The sequence below is a fragment of the Pseudomonas sp. Larv2_ips genome (assembly GCF_963879675.1).
Taxonomy (GTDB): Bacteria; Pseudomonadota; Gammaproteobacteria; order Pseudomonadales; family Pseudomonadaceae; genus Aquipseudomonas.
Genome location: NZ_CAWOAW010000027.1, coordinates 221106 through 240723, shown reverse-complemented (window position 1 = coordinate 240723; position 19618 = coordinate 221106). Strand labels below are relative to the sequence as shown.

At 59.4% G+C, this 19618-nt stretch carries 20 protein-coding genes; 6 read left to right on the top strand and 14 right to left on the bottom strand.

Annotated features, from left to right (window positions below; genetic code table 11):
* Positions 1–213: 213 nt before the first annotated feature.
* From msrQ to mrcB, 9 genes are all read right to left on the bottom strand, one after another.
* Complete coding sequence (gene msrQ, locus AACV02_RS18050) at positions 214–834, bottom strand: protein-methionine-sulfoxide reductase heme-binding subunit MsrQ (protein WP_119741089.1); 621 nt, start codon at positions 832–834, stop codon at positions 214–216.
* Positions 834–1847, bottom strand: a complete 1014-nt coding sequence (gene msrP, locus AACV02_RS18045) for a protein-methionine-sulfoxide reductase catalytic subunit MsrP (protein WP_119741086.1) — start codon at positions 1845–1847, stop codon at positions 834–836. Before msrP ends, msrQ begins: the two co-directional genes overlap by 1 nt.
* A gap of 63 nt (positions 1848–1910) precedes the next feature.
* Positions 1911–2768 carry a CDP-diacylglycerol--serine O-phosphatidyltransferase gene (gene pssA / locus AACV02_RS18040; RefSeq protein ID WP_106579228.1) on the bottom strand — a complete coding sequence of 286 codons (858 nt, stop codon included), beginning with the start codon at positions 2766–2768 and terminating at the stop codon, positions 1911–1913.
* A 145-nt stretch (positions 2769–2913) separates the two neighbouring features.
* On the bottom strand, positions 2914–3930 hold the full coding sequence (gene ilvC / locus AACV02_RS18035) for a ketol-acid reductoisomerase (protein WP_003176099.1): 1017 nt from the start codon (positions 3928–3930) through the stop codon (positions 2914–2916).
* A 47-nt stretch (positions 3931–3977) separates the two neighbouring features.
* Positions 3978–4469 (bottom strand): acetolactate synthase small subunit, encoded by a 492-nt coding sequence (gene ilvN, locus AACV02_RS18030; RefSeq protein WP_003176102.1) that lies wholly within the window; start codon positions 4467–4469, stop codon positions 3978–3980.
* Positions 4470–4471: 2 nt separating this feature from the next.
* Positions 4472–6196, bottom strand: a complete 1725-nt coding sequence (locus AACV02_RS18025) for an acetolactate synthase 3 large subunit (RefSeq protein WP_106579404.1) — start codon at positions 6194–6196, stop codon at positions 4472–4474.
* A 431-nt stretch (positions 6197–6627) separates the two neighbouring features.
* Positions 6628–6957 (bottom strand): YqcC family protein, encoded by a 330-nt coding sequence (locus AACV02_RS18020; RefSeq protein WP_065911202.1) that lies wholly within the window; start codon positions 6955–6957, stop codon positions 6628–6630.
* On the bottom strand, positions 6957–7691 hold the full coding sequence (locus tag AACV02_RS18015) for a tetratricopeptide repeat protein (RefSeq protein ID WP_119741084.1): 735 nt from the start codon (positions 7689–7691) through the stop codon (positions 6957–6959). Before AACV02_RS18015 ends, AACV02_RS18020 begins: the two co-directional genes overlap by 1 nt.
* 16 nt (positions 7692–7707) lie before the next feature.
* Entirely contained in the window at positions 7708–10032 is a 2325-nt protein-coding gene (gene mrcB, locus AACV02_RS18010) for a penicillin-binding protein 1B (RefSeq protein WP_106579230.1), read from the bottom strand.
* Between the two features lie 118 nt (positions 10033–10150).
* On the opposite strand from mrcB, the gene AACV02_RS18005 reads away from it, so the two are divergent.
* From AACV02_RS18005 to AACV02_RS17995, 3 genes are all read left to right on the top strand, one after another.
* Positions 10151–11707: a bifunctional aminoglycoside phosphotransferase/ATP-binding protein gene (locus AACV02_RS18005; protein ID WP_119741082.1), complete on the top strand. Its 1557-nt coding sequence runs from the start codon at positions 10151–10153 to the stop codon at positions 11705–11707.
* Positions 11708–11800: 93 nt separating this feature from the next.
* Positions 11801–12145 carry a pentapeptide repeat-containing protein gene (locus AACV02_RS18000; RefSeq protein WP_119741081.1) on the top strand — a complete coding sequence of 115 codons (345 nt, stop codon included), beginning with the start codon at positions 11801–11803 and terminating at the stop codon, positions 12143–12145.
* Positions 12146–12349: 204 nt separating this feature from the next.
* Positions 12350–12622 (top strand): TfoX/Sxy family protein, encoded by a 273-nt coding sequence (locus AACV02_RS17995; RefSeq protein ID WP_010562703.1) that lies wholly within the window; start codon positions 12350–12352, stop codon positions 12620–12622.
* 255 nt (positions 12623–12877) lie between these two features.
* Here the strand turns inward: AACV02_RS17995 and AACV02_RS17990 are convergent, their stop codons facing one another.
* Genes AACV02_RS17990 through AACV02_RS17980 form a run of 3 tightly spaced genes read right to left on the bottom strand, consistent with a single transcriptional unit; the run spans position 12878 to position 15557 of the window.
* Complete coding sequence (locus AACV02_RS17990) at positions 12878–13645, bottom strand: heme ABC transporter ATP-binding protein (RefSeq protein ID WP_106579233.1); 768 nt, start codon at positions 13643–13645, stop codon at positions 12878–12880.
* The gene (locus tag AACV02_RS17985) at positions 13645–14682 is read right to left on the bottom strand and encodes a FecCD family ABC transporter permease (protein WP_106579234.1); all 1038 of its coding nucleotides are present in this window, start codon (positions 14680–14682) and stop codon (positions 13645–13647) included. Before AACV02_RS17985 ends, AACV02_RS17990 begins: the two co-directional genes overlap by 1 nt.
* Positions 14679–15557, bottom strand: coding sequence for a heme/hemin ABC transporter substrate-binding protein (locus AACV02_RS17980; RefSeq protein ID WP_119741080.1), 879 nt, complete (start codon positions 15555–15557; stop codon positions 14679–14681). Before AACV02_RS17980 ends, AACV02_RS17985 begins: the two co-directional genes overlap by 4 nt.
* Positions 15558–15640: 83 nt before the next feature.
* Here AACV02_RS17980 and AACV02_RS17975 point away from each other — a divergent pair, with 83 nt between their 5' ends.
* Positions 15641–15958 (top strand): Rieske (2Fe-2S) protein, encoded by a 318-nt coding sequence (locus AACV02_RS17975; RefSeq protein ID WP_119741079.1) that lies wholly within the window; start codon positions 15641–15643, stop codon positions 15956–15958.
* On the opposite strand, the gene sfsA is transcribed toward AACV02_RS17975, so the two are convergent.
* Together sfsA and AACV02_RS17965 are read right to left on the bottom strand one after the other, a co-directional pair.
* The gene (sfsA, locus tag AACV02_RS17970; protein WP_119741077.1) at positions 15955–16668 is read right to left on the bottom strand and encodes a DNA/RNA nuclease SfsA; all 714 of its coding nucleotides are present in this window, start codon (positions 16666–16668) and stop codon (positions 15955–15957) included. The two genes, AACV02_RS17975 and sfsA, sit on opposite strands and share 4 nt — an antisense overlap.
* On the bottom strand, positions 16668–17840 hold the full coding sequence (locus AACV02_RS17965) for a pyridoxal phosphate-dependent aminotransferase (RefSeq protein ID WP_119741075.1): 1173 nt from the start codon (positions 17838–17840) through the stop codon (positions 16668–16670). Before AACV02_RS17965 ends, sfsA begins: the two co-directional genes overlap by 1 nt.
* A 320-nt stretch (positions 17841–18160) precedes the next feature.
* On the opposite strand from AACV02_RS17965, the gene dksA reads away from it, so the two are divergent.
* On the top strand, positions 18161–18601 hold the full coding sequence (dksA, locus tag AACV02_RS17960; RefSeq protein ID WP_034100675.1) for an RNA polymerase-binding protein DksA: 441 nt from the start codon (positions 18161–18163) through the stop codon (positions 18599–18601).
* An 83-nt stretch (positions 18602–18684) separates the two neighbouring features.
* The gene (gene gluQRS, locus AACV02_RS17955) at positions 18685–19572 is read left to right on the top strand and encodes a tRNA glutamyl-Q(34) synthetase GluQRS (protein ID WP_119741073.1); all 888 of its coding nucleotides are present in this window, start codon (positions 18685–18687) and stop codon (positions 19570–19572) included.
* Positions 19573–19618: the final 46 nt, after the last annotated feature.

The window sequence follows — 19618 nt, the reverse complement described above, 5'->3', positions numbered from 1 at the left end:
CAACACCTCTTTTTCTCCGCTTTCGACCGAGAAGATCGAAACGTTAATAGAGCCAAACAACACTGCTCTACCAACTCCTTCTGGGCTTCGATGAACTGAAGCAACTCGCTGTCGAATTCTGCGTAACTCTTTGTTTACCAAGGAGTTTTCCGTTTCGACTGCGCCGGAAGTGGGGCGAATTATAGACTTCCAGAATCTGCCGTCAAGCACTAATTACGCTTTTGGTGCAGAAACTGGTTTTTTCGCGATAAGGCGGGGAATCCGGCGCATGACAGGCGGAATACGCAGCACCAAAAGCAGCGCACCTATAGATGCATATATCGCCCACTCCTTCAGATCGGCCCGCACAATCCACAGCATATGCAGCAAACCAAGCCCAAGGATCACATACACCAAGCGATGCAGCTTCTTCCAACGACTGCCAAGTCGACGCTGGCTATAGCGATTGGAGGTCACTGCCAACACCAATAAGCAGAGGAAGCCCAACGCGCCCACAATAATGTAGGGCCGCTTACGCAGCTCCACCCCGAATTGCGACCAATCAAGCCCCAAGATAAAGACGCAGTAAGCCGCCAGGTGCAAAACCACATACGCAAAACACCAGAGCCCCAGCTGTCGGCGGACAGCAATCCACCCCGCCCAACCGCTGAGCTTCTGCAATGGTGTCATGCCCAGCGTGATCAGCAATAGAATCAAGGTCCCAAGCCCCAAACGATCCATCAGCACTTTGCCTGGATCTGGCCCGAGCACCGAACTCCATGCCTCGTACAACCAGAAAAATGGCCAAATCGCCGCGGCTATAAAGACGCCGACACGCCAGATCGGATAACGCATCAGTAATTCTTCCGCAGATCGAGGCCCGTATAAAGAGAAGCGACCTCATCCGAGTAGCCATTGAACATCTGCGTCTCACGCACGTTCGGGCTGAACAGGCCGCTGGGCAGACGACGCTCTCGCGCCTGAGTCCAGCGAGGATGGTCGACCGTAGGATTCACGTTCGCGTAGAACCCATACTCATCGGCCGCGATGCTCTGCCATGTCGTCTTGGGTTGTTCGCTTACAAGACTGATCCGCACAATCGACTTCACACTCTTGAAGCCATACTTCCACGGCACCACCAGACGCAGTGGTGCGCCGTTCTGGTTAGGCAGTTCACGCCCGTACATGCCAACGGCAAGGATAGCCAATGGGTTCATCGCCTCATCCAGGCGCAACCCTTCGACATATGGCCAGTCGATCAAGCCAAAGCTTGAGCGCTGCCCCGGCATACTTTTGGGGTCTTGGAGCGTTTCAAAACGGATGAACTTGGCTTTAGAGGTCGGCTCCACCTGCTTGAGCAAGGCTGAAAGGGGGAAACCCATCCACGGAATCACCATCGACCACGCCTCGACACAGCGCAAACGGTAGATGCGCTCCTCCAACTGATAAGGCTTCATGAAGTCTTCCAGGGCATAACGCCCCGGCTTGCCCACCTCTCCATCAATCACCACACTCCAGGGCTCGGTCTTGAGTGAACCCGCGTTCTTCGCCGGGTCACCCTTGTCCGTACCGAATTCATAGAAGTTGTTGTAGTGGGTTGCGTCCTTGAACGGCGTAATGGCTTCGTCCTTTACCGTAACAGCCTGCCACTGGGTGCCTGGCAGCTTTTGGGCAAACCAACTCGGCGCATTGCCAGGCTCGACGTCGGCGTAACGCGCTGCATCGTCAGCACTGGCCCAGCGCGGCAAGGTACTGGCAGCGACGCCAGCAAGCGCACCACCGAGCAAGCTACGGCGAGATAAATAGAAGGATTCAGGCGTGACATCCGATTCGTGGCAATCGGACGCTTTGGGGATCTTGATTAACATGGCAACTCCGCAGCATTGGAGGACTGATGCACCAATAGACTGCGGAGTATGGCGGACATTACATTAAGACAATGTTTTGTCGCGGCGCAGATGCAGCAAGTACTGAATCGGCCCCGAAGCGGCGTAGGCCAGGAACGCCAGCAGCAGGATACGCGGCGGGTCGCTAAACACTACAGCAAACACCAGCACCACCACCAGAATCGCTACGAAAGGCACGCGGCCCTTGAGGTCGAACTCCTTGAAGCTGTTGTACTTGATGTTGCTGACCATCAGCATGCCAGCCGCAGCCACCATCAAGGCCACCAGGAACGACATTTTCGAGCCCTGGATTCCATAGTCACTGAATGCCCAGACAATACCTGCCACGACGCCTGCAGCCGCGGGGCTGGCAAGGCCAATGAAGTAACGCTTGTCAGCGGTACCCACCTGGGTATTGAAGCGCGCCAGACGCAAAGCGGCGCCGGCGACATAGATGAAGGCGACCATCCAGCCGACCTTGCCCATATCTCCCAGCGCCCAGGCAAACGCCAGCAGCGCCGGTGCAACCCCGAAAGCGACCATGTCCGACAGCGAGTCGTACTCGGCGCCAAAGGCACTTTGCGTGTTGGTCATGCGCGCCACGCGGCCATCAAGGCCATCAAGCACCATGGCCACAAAGATTGCGATGGCGGCAAAACCGAAATACTTGCTGGCACTTACCGCATCACCCGCCGCCAGCGCACTTTGGGCGCTCATGGAGTTGATGATGGAATAGAAGCCGGCAAACAGGTTCGCGGTGGTGAACAGGTTAGGCAGAAGATAGATGCCACGATGCCGGACCTTGCGACCTTCCGCGTCATGCCCTTCTTCGACATGCTCATCGATCGGCAGCAGGCTTTCGGCGTCAGAGGCCTGGTGTGGCTCTTCGGGACGTTCGCTCATGGATTTTACCTTGCAACGGTGTGAAAAAAATTCGACAGAAACTTGCGGCGAGTGTTCGCCCGCAAACGATGCAGCTTTATACCAGAACCAGCCCCTCAAACGAAAAAACGCGGCCTAAGCCGCGTTTTCTGTTGATGCGTACGACTTAGTTTTTGGCTTTGTCGACGATCTTGTTGGCACCGATCCACGGCATCATGGAGCGCAATTGCTCGCCGATGACTTCGATACCGTGAGCGGCGTTGTTACGACGCTTGGCGGTCATCGAAGGGTAGCCGGTTGCGCCTTCGCTGATGAACATTTTGGCGTATTCGCCGTCCTGGATACGTTTCAGGGCGTTGCGCATGGCCTGACGGGACTCGGCGTTGATCACTTCCGGGCCAGTCACGTACTCGCCGTATTCGGCGTTGTTGGAGATCGAGTAGTTCATGTTGGCGATACCGCCTTCGTACATGAGGTCAACGATCAGCTTCAGTTCGTGCAGGCATTCGAAGTAGGCCATCTCTGGCGCGTAGCCAGCTTCAACCAGTGTTTCGAAACCAGCTTTGACCAGCTCAACGGTACCGCCGCACAGAACGGCTTGCTCGCCGAACAGGTCGGTTTCAGTCTCGTCCTTGAAGGTGGTTTCGATGATGCCGGTACGACCGCCACCCACGCCAGCTGCGTAGGACAGTGCAACGTTTTTAGCGTTGCCCGAGGCGTCCTGGTAGATCGCGATCAGGTCAGGGATACCGCCGCCTTTGACGAACTCGGAACGCACGGTGTGGCCCGGGGCTTTCGGCGCGATCATGATCACGTCGAGGTCAGCGCGTGGAACAACCTGGTTGTAGTGAATCGCGAAGCCGTGGGAGAAGGCCAGGGTGGCGCCCTTCTTGATGTTCGGCTCGATTTCATTCTTGTACAGCGCGGACTGGAACTCGTCCGGGGTCAGAATCATGACCAGGTCAGCAGCAGCAACGGCGGAAGCAACGTCGGTCACTTTCAGGCCATGGGCTTCAGCCTTGGCAACAGTGGCCGAGCCTTTGCGCAGGCCGACAGTGACGTCAACGCCGGAATCTTTCAGGTTGCACGCTTGGGCGTGGCCCTGGGAACCGTAGCCGATGATGGCGACTTTCTTGCCCTGGATGATCGACAGGTCACAATCTTTATCGTAATAAACTTTCATGAGGTTCCTCTATATATCCAGGCCGTAAGGCCATTCGCTAATTTGGGTTAGATGCTGAGTACTTTGTCGCCACGGGCAATCCCGGTGACACCACTGCGTACGGTTTCCAGAATCGAGGCCGTCCCGATCGACTGGATGAAGCTGTCCAGCTTGTCGCTTGTACCGGTCAGTTGAACGGTATAAACGCTGGCGCTCACATCGACGATCTGCCCGCGATAAATATCAGTAGTCCGTTTAATCTCGGCACGCTGGGCACCCGTAGCCTTGACCTTAACCAACATCAGCTCACGCTCAATGTGGGCACTTTCCGAAAGATCGACCAGCTTGACCACTTCGATCAACTTGTTGAGGTTCTTGGTGATCTGCTCGATCACCTCATCGTGGCCCACGGTGGTCAACGTCAGACGCGACAGGGTCGGGTCTTCGGTCGGTGCCACGGTCAGGCTTTCAATGTTGTAGTTGCGTTGCGAAAACAGGCCGACCACACGAGACAGAGCGCCGGGTTCGTTCTCCAGAAGCAGGGAGATAATGTGCCGCATGATTAAGTACGCTCCGTCTTGTTCAGCCACATGTCGCGCATAGAGCCGTCTTTGATCTGCATCGGGTAGACGTGCTCACTGGTATCCACTTGAATATCGAGGAACACCAGGCGGTCCTTCATGGCGAACGCCTCTTCCATCTTCGGCTTCAGATCTTTCAAATCGGTGATGCGAATGCCGACGTGGCCGTAGGCTTCAACCAATTTTACGAAATCTGGCAGCGATTCCATGTAGGAATGGGAGTGACGGCTGCCGTAGCTCATGTCCTGCCATTGACGCACCATGCCCAGTACGCCGTTGTTCAGGCAGACGATCTTCACCGGAAGGCCGTACTGCAAGCACGTCGACAACTCCTGAATGTTCATCTGGATGCTGCCCTCACCGGTGACGCACGCGACGTCGGTGTCGGGGAAGCTCAGCTTCACACCCATGGCCGCAGGGAAACCAAAGCCCATCGTGCCCAGGCCACCGGAGTTGATCCAGCGGTTAGGCTTGTCGAACTTGTAGTACTGCGCGGCGAACATCTGGTGCTGACCCACATCGGAGGTTACAAAGGCATCGCCCTTGGTCACTTCGCACAGGGTTTCGATCACGGTTTGTGGCTTGATGACGCTGCCGTCGCCTTTGTCGTAAGGGAACAGGCCGCGGTCACCGCGCCATTCGTCGATCTGCTTCCACCAACTGGCAACGGACTCCTTGTTCGGCGTTTCGCCGATGTCCTTGAGCGCGGCTACCATCTCGGTCAACACACTTTCTACCGGACCCACAATCGGCACATCAGCTTTGATGGTCTTGGAGATCGACGCAGGGTCGATGTCGATGTGGATGATCTTGGCATTCGGGCAGAACTTGCTCGCGCCGTTGATCACACGGTCATCAAAACGCGCGCCCACTGCCAGAATCACATCGGCGTGGTGCATGGCCAGGTTGGCGGTGTAGCTGCCGTGCATGCCGAGCATGCCGACGAACTGACGGTCCGTGCCCGGGAATGCGCCGAGGCCCATCAACGTGTTGGTGACTGGCAAATTGAGCAGCTTGGCCAGCTCGGTCAGCGGAGCAGAACCGCCGCCCAGGATCACGCCACCGCCCGAGTACAGCACTGGGCGCTTGGCCGCCAGCAGCATTTCTGCCGCCTTGCGGATTTGCCCCGAGTGCCCACGAACAGCCGGGCTGTAGGAACGCAGCTTGGCTTTCTTCGGGAAGATGTATTCGAACTTTTCAGCCGGGTTGGTCATGTCTTTCGGGATATCGACCACAACAGGGCCCGGACGACCGGACTGTGCGAGGTAGAACGCCTTTTTCATGACTTCCGGGATTTCCGAGGCATGCTTGATCATGAAGCTGTGTTTCACGATCGGCCGGGAGATACCGATCATGTCGGTTTCCTGGAATGCATCGGTCCCCACCATGGTACTTGCGACCTGGCCGGAAATGATCACCATCGGAATAGAGTCCATATACGCAGTCGCGATGCCGGTAATGGCATTCGTTGCGCCTGGGCCGGACGTCACCAGTACTACACCGGCTTTACCGGTGGCACGGGCGTAACCGTCAGCCATATGGGTCGCGGCCTGTTCGTGGCGAACCAGGATGTGGGTAACAGCCGGTTCCTTGAACAGTGCGTCGTAAACATGCAGCAGAGCACCACCTGGGTACCCGTAGATATAGTCGACGCCTTCGTCACGCAAAAAGCGGACGAGCATCTCACCGCCAGATAAAAGCTCCACGTTGTTCACCTCTAAAACGCCAGAATACCGTCCGTTAAAAACCGACGGGTCTTAATAGGTTTACTTCTCAACAGAGCATGAGCGACGGTGGTCGCCGACTACGTCAGCACTGACTGAGCAAGTATTGGGATCGTCCCAAGTGTTGCGGGCTTTTCCCACCCAGCGCGAGGTAACGCGTTGCGGGTGTTACAGGTCGGCGCGGATATGCGCCTCATGATCTGCTGAGCGGGTCTGCTTCTGGCAGTCCCGATACAGCGGACTTTGGATTCTTCTGTTTCAGCCCCTTCAAGTCAAGCAATAATTGCGCTTTTTTCCAACTAAGCGCATGAGAACGTAGATTAAAGGGGTTTGAGGAGGGATAAAACTCGCCTGAATGTCGTCAAGCGGTAGAAATGTGCGCAAGACTGCCGGAAAACCCGGCAGTCAGGCAATTAACGAGCGTCGACGATCAATTGGTCGAACTTTTTCAGCGCGTTACGCAAACCGAGGCTCTCAAGCGGGCGATCGGCGTAAACCATCTCCGCCATCTCCAGGATCCCCGACGCATTAGGCAACGGTAGATCCTGCTCGAGGATCTGCTTCATGCGCACCAGGAAGATCCATTGCAGCCACTGGTGAAAATCCAGGGTATCAACCGAAAAAGGCTCGACACTGCCGAGCGCCTCTGCGCTGGGGGACACCTCGTCCCACCAGCCCTGCACGCGCAATTCGCGCTCGATCAGCAATAACTGTTCGGCAATCGCGGGAAACCGTGCATCCATCAGAGGCTGACCTTGGCTTTCTGCCGAGCCTGCGCAGCACCGGCGGCATCGCCTTGGGCAGCACGCGCGTCACCAATCAAGGCCCACAGGTTGGCCTGCAGATCGGGACGACCATTGGCCAGGCTCAGGCCGCGACGGGCGAACTGTTCAGCTTGCGGCGCATCACCTTGGGCCATACGCACCTGGGCCAGGCGATACAACACTTGCGGCTCGCGAGGCGCCACGCGCTGGGCACGCTCGAGGCTGGACGAAGCGCCGTTCAAATCACCACCGGCCTGCTGCTGCTGGGCAGTAGTCAACAGCGACAACACGGGTCCGTCCAGTTGCTCATCAGCCGACAGGCCGCCCGCGCTTGACGACGACGGAATACCGCTCGGCGTCGACGGCATGTTGTAGGTGCCCTGATTGACCGGCGCCGTCTGGATCGGCGTGGAATCAACCGGCCCCGATGTGCTTGGACCTGGGGTCCACGGCTCGGCGCTGATCGGCGCCGACGTTGCAGCACCACCGCCCGGCACCATCACTACCACACCCGAATCCTGCGGCATGGCTTGCGGTGCGGCTTGCGTAGGACGCTTGACCACGGTCTGACGGAAGCCGCCGTTGGCCGAAATGCGATCGTTATTGGAAACGGTGGTACTCGAATCCACCACGGGAATCGAACCGCGCTGCACGCTGGAGCAACCGCTGAGCACTGCCAGAGCTGTAATAGCTGGAATCAACCACTTGTTCACGTGAAACCCTCTTTGCTTAGTTCATCCAGCCCTTGACCCAATCCATCACCGATTCCGCGTCAGCAGGGGCACTGCCACCGCATGCGGCGCCGGGTGGTGGCTCGCTGCCGCGAATATACGGCATCTGCACCGCGCCCGGACAGTTGGCATCGGAGCCCTGCCCCGTGTGCGGATCAATCCAGGCCTGCACGATGTTGTCCGGTTGCGGCATGTTCAGCGGCAACGGGTCGGCCTTGCGCATAAAGCTGGTCCAGACCTGCAGCGCACCGGTAGCACCGGTGAACGGCGTCTTGCCATTGTCGTCACGCCCCAGCCAAACCACGGCCAGCACGTCCTGGCCGAAGCCCGCGAACCAGCTGTCACGCGAATCATTACTGGTACCGGTCTTGCCCGCCAACGTGAGGTTCGACGGCAGCACGCTGTAAACCGAGCGCCCGGTGCCTTCGCGCATTACGCGCTGCATGGCGTTCTGGATCAGGTAAATGGAGCCTGCATCAAAGCGCTGCTGAATCTGAAACGGATAGCGCTTGAGCGGCTCGCCCTCGGCAGTCAGCACGCTGCGGATACCGCGCATCGGGGTATTGAAGCCGCCGTTGGCGAGGGTCTGGTACATCGTGGCCACTTCCATCGGGGTCATGGCGCCAGCGCCCAACAGCATCGATGGGAACGACGGGAACTCACGGTTGATGCCCAGGCGACCCAGGGTTTTCAACACATTCGGCACCCCAACTTCCAGCCCGAGGCGCGAGGTGGAGATGTTGTAGGAATGCGCCAGGCCCTGATACAGGAACACCGTCCCGTGAGAGCGGCGATCGAAGTTCTGCGGCGTCCACACTTGGCCATCAGCACCTTTGACCGACAACGGGTCATCCGACAGCCAACTGGTCAGGGTGTATTTGCTCGGTTTTTCCAGGGCCGTCAGGTAGACCGCAGGCTTGACCAGCGAGCCGATCGGCCGCACGGCATCCAGCGCGCGGTTGAAACCGGCAAAACTGGCCTGGCGACTGCCGATCATGGCCTGGACTTCACCGGTTTCGGGGTTGGTCACCACCATGGCCGCCTCGACTTCATCGGAGCCCTTGCGGCCGGTCAAGCGTTTGAAGGTGTCGTTGACCGACGCTTCGGCTTTCATCTGCAAAATCGGGTCGAAGCTGGTGAAGATCCGCAAGCCTTCTTCGGTCAAGTCTTCGTCGCGGTAATCTTCGCGCAGTTGACGTTTGACCAGGTCGATAAAGCCTGGGAAGGAGCTGTCGGCCAACTTGCCGCGGGTTGTCACACCCAGTGGCATTTTCTTCGCGGCCGCGACTTGTTCAGCGGTAGCCACGCCCTGCTGCTCGAGTACATCCAGCACCAGGTTACGACGTTCAAGCGCACGCTCAGGGTTGCGACGCGGGTTGTAATAGGACGGCCCCTTGACCATACCCACCAGCAACGCGACCTGATGCAATTTCAACTCGGACAATGGCTGACCGAAGAAGAACTGGCTGGCCAAGCCAAAGCCGTGAACGGCGCGCTGGCCATCCTGACCGACGAATACTTCGTTGAGGTAAGCCTCAAGGATTTCCTGCTTGCTGTAATGCAACTCCAGCAGCATCGCCATCATGGCTTCGGTGAGTTTGCGGGTCAGGCTGCGCTCGTTGGTCAGGTAGAAGTTCTTGACCAATTGTTGCGTCAGCGTACTGCCACCCTGCGTCATCTTGCCGCCAGAAGTGTTGACCCAGATAGCGCGGGCAATCGACTTGGGCGACACACCCCAGTGGCTGTAGAAGTCGCGGTCTTCGACGGCAACGAGTGTTTCAAGCAGATACGGCGGCACCTGATCGAGCTTGATCAGGATGCGATCTTCCAGGTTCTTTGGGTAAATGCCGCCGATCAGCAGCGGCTCCAGGCGCACCACAGGCAACTTCGAACCATTGAGCGAGGACAGCTCGGCGACGTAATCGCCAGAGAAGCGCACGCGTACCGGCTGGGCTTTTTCCAGGCCTTCGTAGAACTGGAAGCCGCGGGTGTTCAAGTCGACGGTATTGCCGCTGACGGCCGCAGCGCCAGGGCCATTGCTCACGGCTTCGCGGCGGTAACCCAACGCGTCGAGCTCGGTCAGGAAATCATCTTTACTCAGCTTCTGGCCAGTGAACAGTTCCAGCGGGCGTGCGTACACCTTGGCCGGAATGGTCCAGCGCTTGCCGGAGAACTTCTCCTGGACCACAGCGTCGAGGTACACCGCGAAGCCGGCGAGCACTACAAGGCCCACCAGGCTGAGCTTGAGCGCCCAGCCCAGCCACGGGCGCAGGCCGCGGGAAGGAGGTTTTTTACGGGAACGGGGAGATCGGGTTCGAGTCATGGCGGCGGATTATACGCACTTTATTGATGATCAACATGAGCCGGACAGCGGTTTGCACGACCGGCTGTAACAGCCATAATGCCCGCCATGATTTCCCCCAGACTTTGAAGGATCGCCCGTGAGCCAGTCCCTGATCGCTGCCCTGCAAAACCCGGCTTTGTATCCCCATCCGGTTGAAGCGTTTCACGTTATCGAGACCCATATTTCCTGGGTTATTCTGACTGGCCCCTTCGCTTATAAACTGAAGAAGCCGATGAACTTCGGCTTTCTGGATTTCACCCAACTGGATGACCGGGGGCACTTCTGCAACGAAGAACTTCGCCTCAACCAGCGCCTGACCGAAGATCTGTACCTTGAAGTGTTGCCGATTACCGGCACCGCCGAGGCCCCGCAACTGGGCGGCGATGGCCCGGTAATCGAGTACGCGCTGAAAATGCGCCAGTTCCCGCAAAGCCAACTGCTGAGCACCTTGCAAGCCAACGGCGAACTCACCAGCGCGCATATTGATGAAATGGCCAAGCAGATTGCGCACTTCCACCTCACCGCACCAAAGGTTCCACAGGCGCATCCGGCCGGCACCCCGGACGAGGTGATGGCGCCGGTGCGCCAGAACTTCGATCAGATCCGCCCTTTCCTCAGCGACAAGGCCGATCTGGCACAGCTGGAAGCTCTGCAGGCCTGGGCCGAAAGCAGCTTCGAGCGCCTCAAGCCTCTGCTGGCGCAGCGCAAGCAGGATGGCTTCACGCGTGAATGTCACGGCGATATCCACTTGGGCAATGCGACGATGATCGACGGCCAAGTCGTCATCTTCGACTGCATCGAGTTCAACGAGCCGTTCCGCTTCACCGACGTGTACGCCGACACCGGCTTTCTGGCGATGGACCTGGAAGACCGTGGCCTCAAATCCCTGGCGCGTCGCTTTATCAGCCAATACCTGGAACTGACCGGCGATTACCAAGGCCTGGAAGTGCTTAACTTCTATAAAGCGTACCGGGCGCTGGTACGCGCCAAGGTTGCACTGTTCAGCATGCCGAGCGAGGCAAGCCCGGTGCAGCGCGCCACCACCCTGCGCCAGTACCGCAACTACGCCAACCTGGCCGAAAGCTACAGCACTATTCCTTCGCGCTTCCTGGCGATTACCCACGGCGTATCGGCAGTCGGCAAGAGCCACGTAGCCATGCGCCTGGTGGAAGCGTTGGGTGCCGTGCGCCTGCGCTCGGACGTGGAACGCAAACGCCTGTTTGGCGAACAGCACGTGGAAAACACACCACAGGCCGGCATCTATGCTGCCGACGCCAGCGCAGCAACCTATGCTCGCCTGAATGAAATCGCCGATATCGTCTTGCGCGCCGGCTACCCGGTCGTACTGGATGCCACCTTCCTCAAACGTGAACAGCGCGACGCTGCTGCGAAGATTGCCGAGGCCACCGGCGCGCCATTCCTGATCCTGGATTGCAACGCACCGCAAGCCGTTATCGCCAGCTGGTTGGCACAACGTCAGGCGGATAAGAACGACCCTTCCGACGCGACGCTGACCATCATCGAAGAGCAGCAGGCCAACCGCGACCCGCTGACCGCTGAAGAACTGCTGCTGAGCAAGCGCGTAGAGACCAATGAAAGCGGAACCCTGGATGCCTTGGTGGCGCATATCCGCCAGCGCCTGCCAGGCCTGTAAGAAATATTTCTTGGTCGTGTCACCGATCTACGGTGCACGACCAAGCAATAGTGGCACTATAATGGCGTCATAATTCCAACAGGAGTCGCCGTCATGAGTCAGCCCAAGCTTCTTGATACTCCGCTCTACGCGCTCCTGCACAAGGACGACATTCGAGGCTTCAACCAGGAACGGCCTAAAGACGGCAGCATCGACATGCGTGGCGGCGACTTTCGCGGGCTGGACCTGCGCGACCTGAACGCCACGGGTGTAGATTTCACCGACGCGTATTTCCGTTCTGCCGACCTGCGTGGACTGGATCTACGCGGTTGCTCATTGGAAGGCGCCAGCCTGGCGCATGCACAAATTTCCGGCACTTACTTTCCACCTGAACTGACCGCTGACGAGATCCTCATGTCGGTTAATTTCGGTACTCGCCTGCGCTATCGCACCAAGTGACGTCACATGCCCGCCCCCCGGCTACGCACCAAGCGTGCCGGGTGGTTCGCCCTGCCCCTGCTTAAAACCTCCCGACCATTCTTATAAGCGTTTGAGCCGTTCCTGACCAAAGAACTACGCTTTTCCTACTGAGCGCTACACTCCTTTTCAGGCTTGCCTGGTCACGATACCCACCGCACCATTCGGCCGTCGCAAGGAGGCTTGATGAACGATGAGCTGCAACACCTGAAAAACCTTGGCAAGACGTCGGCGCAGTGGCTGCATGCGGTGGGCATCCACAGCGCGTCCGACTTGCGCCGCCTGGGAGCGGTCGATGCCTACCGGGCAGTGCGAACTCGCGGATTCCGGGCCTCGAAAGTATTGCTGTATGCCATTGAAGGCGCATTGATGGATGTGCACTGGAACGACATTCCCGCGGAGCGAAAGGAAGCGCTGAACCGCCAGCTGGATGCGATTTCGGCACGTCAGAAGAATTAGCTCAGCGATAAAACTCAACGTTTACGGGCATTACGAACGCCTGTTTGAGAAATTCCGCAGGTCGAGCAAAAACAAATGTTGACTCTCAAATGAGAATCGTTATGATTATCACAACTGGTCGCGAGATCAGCCGATAACTGAAAGACCATTGGTTCGGACTCTCAGATTATCTCCTCATCAGGCTAATCACGGTTATTTGACCCGGCTCTTGCCGGGTCTTTTTTTGCCTGTAAAACGCCTATAAAGCCGCGAGTCTCAGCGCGCGATAATCAACGGATGCCCACGCTCCGGGTGCGGCTGCACCAACACATCCAGCCCAAACACCGCTTTGAGCGGTTCAGGTCGCAAGACGTTTGCGGGCGTATCCAAGGCGTGCGGACGCCCGCCTTCCAGCAGCAGAATGCGATCACAGTAACGCGCTGCCAGATTCAGGTCATGGAGGATCACCAGTACGGCCGCGCCTCGATCGGCAAAACTGCGAATAGCCTGCAACGTCGTGTGCTGATGCAGAGGGTCAAGCATCGACGTCGGCTCATCCAGCAGCAACGTCTGTCCCGCCTCGCCCGGCCATAGTTGCGCCAATACCCGCGCCAGGTGCACACGTTGGCGCTCCCCGCCAGACAACGCCAGGTAGCTGCGGCCGCTCAAATGGCCGATGTCCGCCGCCTGCAAGGCCGCACGGATGATCTCGTCATCACGCACGCGCCCGGTCTGATGCGGCAAACGCCCCATGCCGACAACTTCTTCCACGCGAAACGCAAAATCCAGGGTCGAGGTTTGCGGCAACACCGCCAAGCGCTGGGCACGCTGCGGGCCGGTCCAGCTCTTGAGCGCCTGCTGATCCAGCCACACCTTGCCCTGATCAGGGTGCAGCTCACCGCACAGCGCGCTGAGCAAGGTGCTTTTGCCAGCACCATTAGGGCCCAGCACGCCAAGTACCTGGCCCGGCAACAGGTCCAGGCTGACATCGGCCAATACAGTCTTGCGACCACGCCGGATCTGCAGCGCTTCCACTCGCAGCATCAGGCGCGTCCTCGCAACAACAGATAAAGAAAAAACGGCGCACCGATAAACGCCGTCACAATGCCGATCGGCAACTCCGCAGGTGCCAGGGCCAGGCGCGCCACCAAATCCGCAAACAGCAGCAAACTCGCGCCGGCCAGCACCGAGGCGGGCAACAGCACTCGATGGTCGGGCCCCGCCAGCAGCCGCACCAAGTGCGGTACCACCAGCCCGACAAACCCGATCATCCCCGCCGCCGCCACTGCCGCCCCTACACCCAGGGCGGTGCAGAACACCAGCTCACGCTTGAGCCCTTCCACATCAATTCCCAGGTGACTGGCCTCGGACTCGCCTAGCAACAATGCATTCAGCGCCTTGGCGCGGCGCGGCAACCAGAGCGCGACACCAGCGCTCACCAGCAGCAACGGCCATAACCGCGAGTAGCTCGCGCCATTGAGACTGCCCAGGTTCCAAAAAGTCAGGGTGCGCAGGGTGGCGTCGTCGGCCAAATAGGTAAACAGCCCGACCGCCGAGCTGGCGAGGGCCGTGAGCGCGATGCCGGCAAGCAACATCGTCGCAACATTGGTCTGGCCGTTACGGCGCCCCAGGCGATAAACCAGGGCAGTCACTCCCAAACCACCGAGAAACGCACACAGCGACAGCAGGTAAGGTCCGAACGCGTCCGGCAGCCCGCCAAAAAACGAGCCACCGACAATTGCAATCGCCGCCCCCAGCGCCGCGCCACTCGACACCCCGACCAGCCCGGGATCCGCCAGCGGGTTACGAAACAGACCCTGCATCGCCACGCCCGACAACGCCAGCACGCCGCCGACCGCCAGGCCAAGCAATGTGCGCGGCAGGCGAATCTGCCCCAGGATCAATTCGGCCTGCTCCAGGCCGTCGGCTGCAATCGGCACGCCCATCAAGCGCAACGCGGCCCTGAGTGTATCCAGCAACGGCAGGCTGACCGGCCCCAAGGCTAATGAGAGCCAGATCGCCAATACACACAACAGCGCCAGCCCGACAAACAGCGTTTTCGGCTTAACCAGAGTGGTCATGGAGCAGGTTTAGCCTGGGACGGATAGAACCCGGCAGACAGTTGCACCAGGCTTTGCGGCACACGCGGGCCCAGGCCGCCCACCAGCAGGGTGGGGTCCAGCTCAACTACGCGGCCATTTTTGGCCGCCGGCGTTGAGGCCAAAATCGGGTTTTCCTTAAACAGAGCCGCGCGCGCGGCATCGCCGGTCAAGGCGCGGTCAGCGAATACCAGCACATCAGGGCTCAGTCCCGCCAACGACTCCACCGAAAAAGGTTTGTAGCCGGTATGGGTGGCCAAGTTGCGCCCGCCCGCCTGCTGTAACAGCCAGTCGGCGGCGGTGTCTTTACCTGCGATCAGCGGCTTGCCGCCTGCATGACCGAGCACCAACAGCACACCCGGGGCTTTTTGCGTGGCCTGGGCCTGAGTGACCCAGCGCTTCTGCTGCTCGAGCGCTTGTTCATATCCAGTAAACAATTCGTTGGCTTTAGCCTCGCTGCCCAGCAACTTGCCAAGGTGCTGCAAGTTGCCTTTCAGGGTCGGGAGGTCCGGCTCGGCCGAAAACATTTCGACCTGCACGCCGGCGCCGCGAATCTGCGCCAGTACCGGCGGCGGCCCCATTTCCTCGGTGCCGACCAGTACTTGCGGGCGCAGGCTAAGAATGCCCTCCGCCGACAACTGGCGCTGGTAACCTATGCTCGGCAAGGCCTTCAGCGATTGCGGGTGCTGGCTGGTAGTATCCACGCCCACCAGTTTCGATTCGCCGCCCAGGGCTGTCACCCATTCCGATAGCGCTCCACCGGCACTCACCCAGCGTTGCGGCAGTTCAGAGGCTTGCGCCCCATGGTGGACCAGCAGTGAGGCAACAAACGCAATAGCGCTGGTACTCAGACGCATGACAGGGTTTCCTTCCAGGGGCGGGGCGAAGCCGGCATTTGATAATTGTTTGCATTTGAACGTCAAGGCACTTAAGGATTGAAATGAAGTTTCTCTGCACCTCCGACGCTCTTGCAGCCAACAGCAGCCTCGGCTTTGAGATCGACGGTTGCAAACTGCTGGCCGTGCGCCGGGACGGCGTCGCCTACTTCTATATCAACCGTTGCCCCCATCGCGGCATCGCGCTGGAATGGCAACCCGATCAGTTCCTCGACACCAGCGCCAGCCTGATCCAGTGCGCCACTCACGGCGCGCTGTTCCTGATCGAAAGCGGCGAGTGCATCGCCGGTCCCTGCGCGGGCCAGAGCCTCACCGCCCTGCCCGGCCGCGAAGACGCACAGGGCCTGTGGGTGCAACTCTAGTCGCTGATCAGTACGTCCAAACGACGTTCCACAACAATTTCCTCAGGCGTGACGCGAACACCGTAGGCCAACACCTCCACACCGGCGGCCTTGGCCTCCCGCAATGCCGCAGCGTAACCGGCGTCGATTTCAACCGCTGGGCGTACTGCCTCTATTCCCGACAGGTTCACGCAATACAACTGCACCGCCCGCACCCCGTCACGCGCCAGGTGCGCCAACTCGCGCAGGTGCTTGGCGCCGCGCTGCGTTACCGCATCGGGAAAGGCTGCTACCGCCGTGCCATCAAAGCCCAGGGTGACACTTTTGACTTCGACAAACGCCGCGCCTTGCGTGTAATCGAGACGAAAATCGATGCGGCTTTTCTCCTGGCCATAAGGCACTTCGCGCTTCAAGGCGGTAAACCCGTTGAGCTCAGTGATGACCCCGGCGCGCAATGCCTCCTCGACCAATTGGTTGGCGCGCGCCGTGTTGACGCACGCCAATCGGCCCTGCGGCGTTTCGGCAATTTCCCAGGTGCCGGGCAACTTGCGCTTGGGGTCCGAAGAGCGACTGAACCAGACCTGGCCACCTTCCACCATGCAATTGAGCATCGAGCCGGTATTCGGGCAGTGAATCGTCAGCAACTCGCCGGTAACGGTCTCGATATCGGTGAGAAAACGCTTGTAGCGGCGGATAAGCCGCGCTTCTTCGAGAGGAGGATGAAAACGCATCAGCCTTGCCAGCTCCGCAAACCACGGGCGATACGCTCTACCGCCTGTTGTAGCCGATCGATGTTTTGCGTGTAGGCAAAACGCACATGGTGGCCGGCTTGATAGCGGCCAAAATCCAGCCCAGGCGTAAACGCCACGTGTTCGGTTTCGAGGAAATGCCGACAGAACGCGAAGGCATCACCGCCGAACGCGCTGATATCGGCATACAAATAGAACGCCCCTTCCGGCTCAACGGCGATACCGAATCCTAGTTCACGCAGGGCGGGCAGCAGGAAATCCCGACGGCGACCGAATTCAGCGCGGCGCTGCTCCAGAATGCTCAACGTTTGCGGGGTAAAACACGCCAGTGCCGCGTACTGGGCCATGCTCGGCGCGCTGATGTAGAGGTTTTGCGCAAGCTTTTCCAATTCACCCACCGCCGCGGGCGGCGCCACTAGCCAACCGAGGCGCCAGCCGGTCATGCCGAAATACTTCGAAAAACTATTCAGGACGAACGCGTCGTTGTCCACTTCCAGCACGCTGGCGGCATCGGTGCCGTACGTGAGGCCGTGATAGATCTCATCCACCACCAAGTGGCCGTCGCGCGCCTTGATTGCACTGGACAACCCCGCCAACTCGTCGCGTGTAAGGATCGTGCCGGTGGGGTTGGCCGGAGACGCGACCAACGCGCCCACGCTGTCCTGGTCCCAGTGTTTGGCCACCAGCTCGGCAGTCAATTGGTAGCGCACGTCCGGGCCAACCGGCACCAGCTGCGCCGCGCCTTCCACCAAGCGCAGAAAATGTCGGTTGCACGGATAGCCTGGGTCGGCGAGCAACCAATGTTTGCCCGGATCGACCAGCAGGCTGCTCGCCAGCAGCAACGCACCGGAACCACCGGGAGTGATCAGAATGCGTTCAGGATCAATGTTCAGCCCGTAGCGCTGCTGGTAGAAACCGCTGATGGCCTCACGCAACTCCGGCAACCCGCGCGCTGCGGTGTAGCGGGTCTTGCCGTTGGCCAACGCCGCCTGGCCGGCCTGGATGATGGGCTCGGCCGTGGTGAAATCCGGCTCGCCGATCTCCAGGTGGATCACATCATGGCCGGCTGCCTGCAGCTCATTGGCTCGCGCCAGCAGCGCCATGACATGAAAAGGTTCGATGGCGCGACTGCGCGCACTGTAGGGCTGAGCCATTAGCCTTCCTTAACGGTGAGGACAAAATCAGGATTCTACCGAACCCTCGCGGTAAAACATGCTCTATTGCCTGCTCGGCCGTCCATGACGAACCGAGCAAGCGCTTGCAAAACGACTAAAATCAACATTCGAGACACGCTATACCCAGCCATGGCGGGCTGTTGCAGTTTGCACCCCCGCCAAGTTGGGCCTCGACAACCGGGAGTGGCGCACCCCGAATCTATCTGGTAAGTTCGCCCGCTTGCAGCCGCAGGGCCGGCAGGTGTCGGTGACGTTGCAATCCTGCGCAATGGATTAGAAGAGTGAGAGGCGGTCTATTCATGTCCACCCAAGCAAAGCAACAGCAGCAGAGCCTCAGTGGCTTCACACCTTACGTCGAAACGAAAGGTGAGGAGTACATGGGCAAGCCCATGCGCCAGCACTTCACCAAGATCCTGCAAAAGTGGAAGCAGGACTTGATGCAAGAGGTCGACCGCACCGTTGACCACATGAAGGACGAAGCCGCCAACTTCCCGGACCCGGCAGACCGTGCCAGCCAGGAAGAGGAATTCGCCCTCGAACTGCGCGCCCGTGATCGTGAACGCAAGCTGATCAAGAAAATCGACAAAACGCTGCAACTGATCGAAGACGAGGAATATGGCTGGTGCGAATCCTGCGGCGTCGAGATTGGTATTCGCCGCCTGGAAGCCCGCCCAACCGCGGACCTGTGCGTAGACTGCAAGACCTTGGCTGAAATCAAGGAAAAACAGGTCGGCAAGTAATCCTGCCGAGCTGAACGAATGGGGCGTGCAAACGCCCCATTTTTGTTTCTGGCGTTTACCGATTTTCCAGTAGTATCCGGCCCATGACAGCCTCTACCTATATCGGGCGTTTCGCCCCCACGCCCAGCGGCCATTTGCATTTCGGCTCGCTGGTTGCAGCCCTCGCTTCCTACCTCGATGCCCGCGCCAACCAAGGCCGCTGGCTGATGCGCATGGAAGACCTCGACCCACCGCGTGAAGAACCCGGCGCCCAGACGGCGATCCTGCACGCCCTGGAAAGCTACGGCTTTGAGTGGGATGGCGAACTGGTCCGACAAAGCGAGCGGCATGATGCCTACGCCAAAGTCCTCGACGGCCTGTTCAACCACGGCCTGGCCTACGCCTGCACGTGCTCGCGCAAACAGCTGGAGCCCTACCACGGAATTTACCCGGGTTTATGCCGCAATGCCGGGCACGATCAGCAAGACGCGGCCATCCGCCTGCGCGTGCCCGAGCTGGAATGCCACTTTACCGACCGCGTACAGGGTGAATTCCGACAGCACCTGGGGCGCGATGTAGGCGATTTCGTCATCCGTCGCCGCGACGGCTTGTATGCCTATCAATTGGCCGTCGTGCTCGACGACGCCTGGCAAGGTGTGACCGACATCGTGCGCGGTGCCGACCTGCTCGATTCCACGCCACGCCAGCTCTACCTGCAAGAACTGCTGGGCCTGCGCCAGCCGCGCTACCTGCACGTGCCGTTGATCGTGCAGCCGGACGGTAACAAGTTGGGCAAAACCTACCGTTCTGCGCCGTTGACACCGGACCAAGCCACGCCTTTGCTGCTAAGGGCATTGCGCGCCCTCGGCCAGCCCGCCGGCGCTGAACTGCTGCACGCCAGCCCACGGGAGCTGCTCGATTGGGGCATTGCGCACTGGGATGCAACCCTGATCCCGCGCACACTCACGCTGGCCGAAGCGCAATTGAGCTGAAGGCGCTTGCAGCTTGCCAGCCATCCGTTACCATCGCCGCAGTTTT

Bases quoted from the DNA above. Each gene is read 5' to 3' on its own strand.
- dksA (WP_034100675.1), top strand. From the start codon at position 18,161: ATGTCCACCCAAGCAAAGCAACAGCAGCAGAGCCTCAGTGGCTTCACA.
- AACV02_RS17985 (WP_106579234.1), bottom strand. From the start codon at position 14,682: ATGACCACTCTGGTTAAGCCGAAAACGCTGTTTGTCGGGCTGGCGCTG.
- pssA (WP_106579228.1), bottom strand. From the start codon at position 2,768: ATGAGCGAACGTCCCGAAGAGCCACACCAGGCCTCTGACGCCGAAAGC.
- ilvN (WP_003176102.1), bottom strand. From the start codon at position 4,469: ATGCGGCACATTATCTCCCTGCTTCTGGAGAACGAACCCGGCGCTCTG.
- AACV02_RS18020 (WP_065911202.1), bottom strand. From the start codon at position 6,957: ATGGATGCACGGTTTCCCGCGATTGCCGAACAGTTATTGCTGATCGAG.
- sfsA (WP_119741077.1), bottom strand. From the start codon at position 16,668: ATGCGTTTTCATCCTCCTCTCGAAGAAGCGCGGCTTATCCGCCGCTAC.
- AACV02_RS17975 (WP_119741079.1), top strand. From the start codon at position 15,641: ATGAAGTTTCTCTGCACCTCCGACGCTCTTGCAGCCAACAGCAGCCTC.
- AACV02_RS17965 (WP_119741075.1), bottom strand. From the start codon at position 17,840: ATGGCTCAGCCCTACAGTGCGCGCAGTCGCGCCATCGAACCTTTTCAT.
- AACV02_RS17980 (WP_119741080.1), bottom strand. From the start codon at position 15,557: ATGCGTCTGAGTACCAGCGCTATTGCGTTTGTTGCCTCACTGCTGGTC.
- gluQRS (WP_119741073.1), top strand. From the start codon at position 18,685: ATGACAGCCTCTACCTATATCGGGCGTTTCGCCCCCACGCCCAGCGGC.
- msrP (WP_119741086.1), bottom strand. From the start codon at position 1,847: ATGTTAATCAAGATCCCCAAAGCGTCCGATTGCCACGAATCGGATGTC.
- mrcB (WP_106579230.1), bottom strand. From the start codon at position 10,032: ATGACTCGAACCCGATCTCCCCGTTCCCGTAAAAAACCTCCTTCCCGC.
- ilvC (WP_003176099.1), bottom strand. From the start codon at position 3,930: ATGAAAGTTTATTACGATAAAGATTGTGACCTGTCGATCATCCAGGGC.
- AACV02_RS17990 (WP_106579233.1), bottom strand. From the start codon at position 13,645: ATGCTGCGAGTGGAAGCGCTGCAGATCCGGCGTGGTCGCAAGACTGTA.
- msrQ (WP_119741089.1), bottom strand. From the start codon at position 834: ATGCGTTATCCGATCTGGCGTGTCGGCGTCTTTATAGCCGCGGCGATT.
- AACV02_RS17995 (WP_010562703.1), top strand. From the start codon at position 12,350: ATGAACGATGAGCTGCAACACCTGAAAAACCTTGGCAAGACGTCGGCG.
- AACV02_RS18000 (WP_119741081.1), top strand. From the start codon at position 11,801: ATGAGTCAGCCCAAGCTTCTTGATACTCCGCTCTACGCGCTCCTGCAC.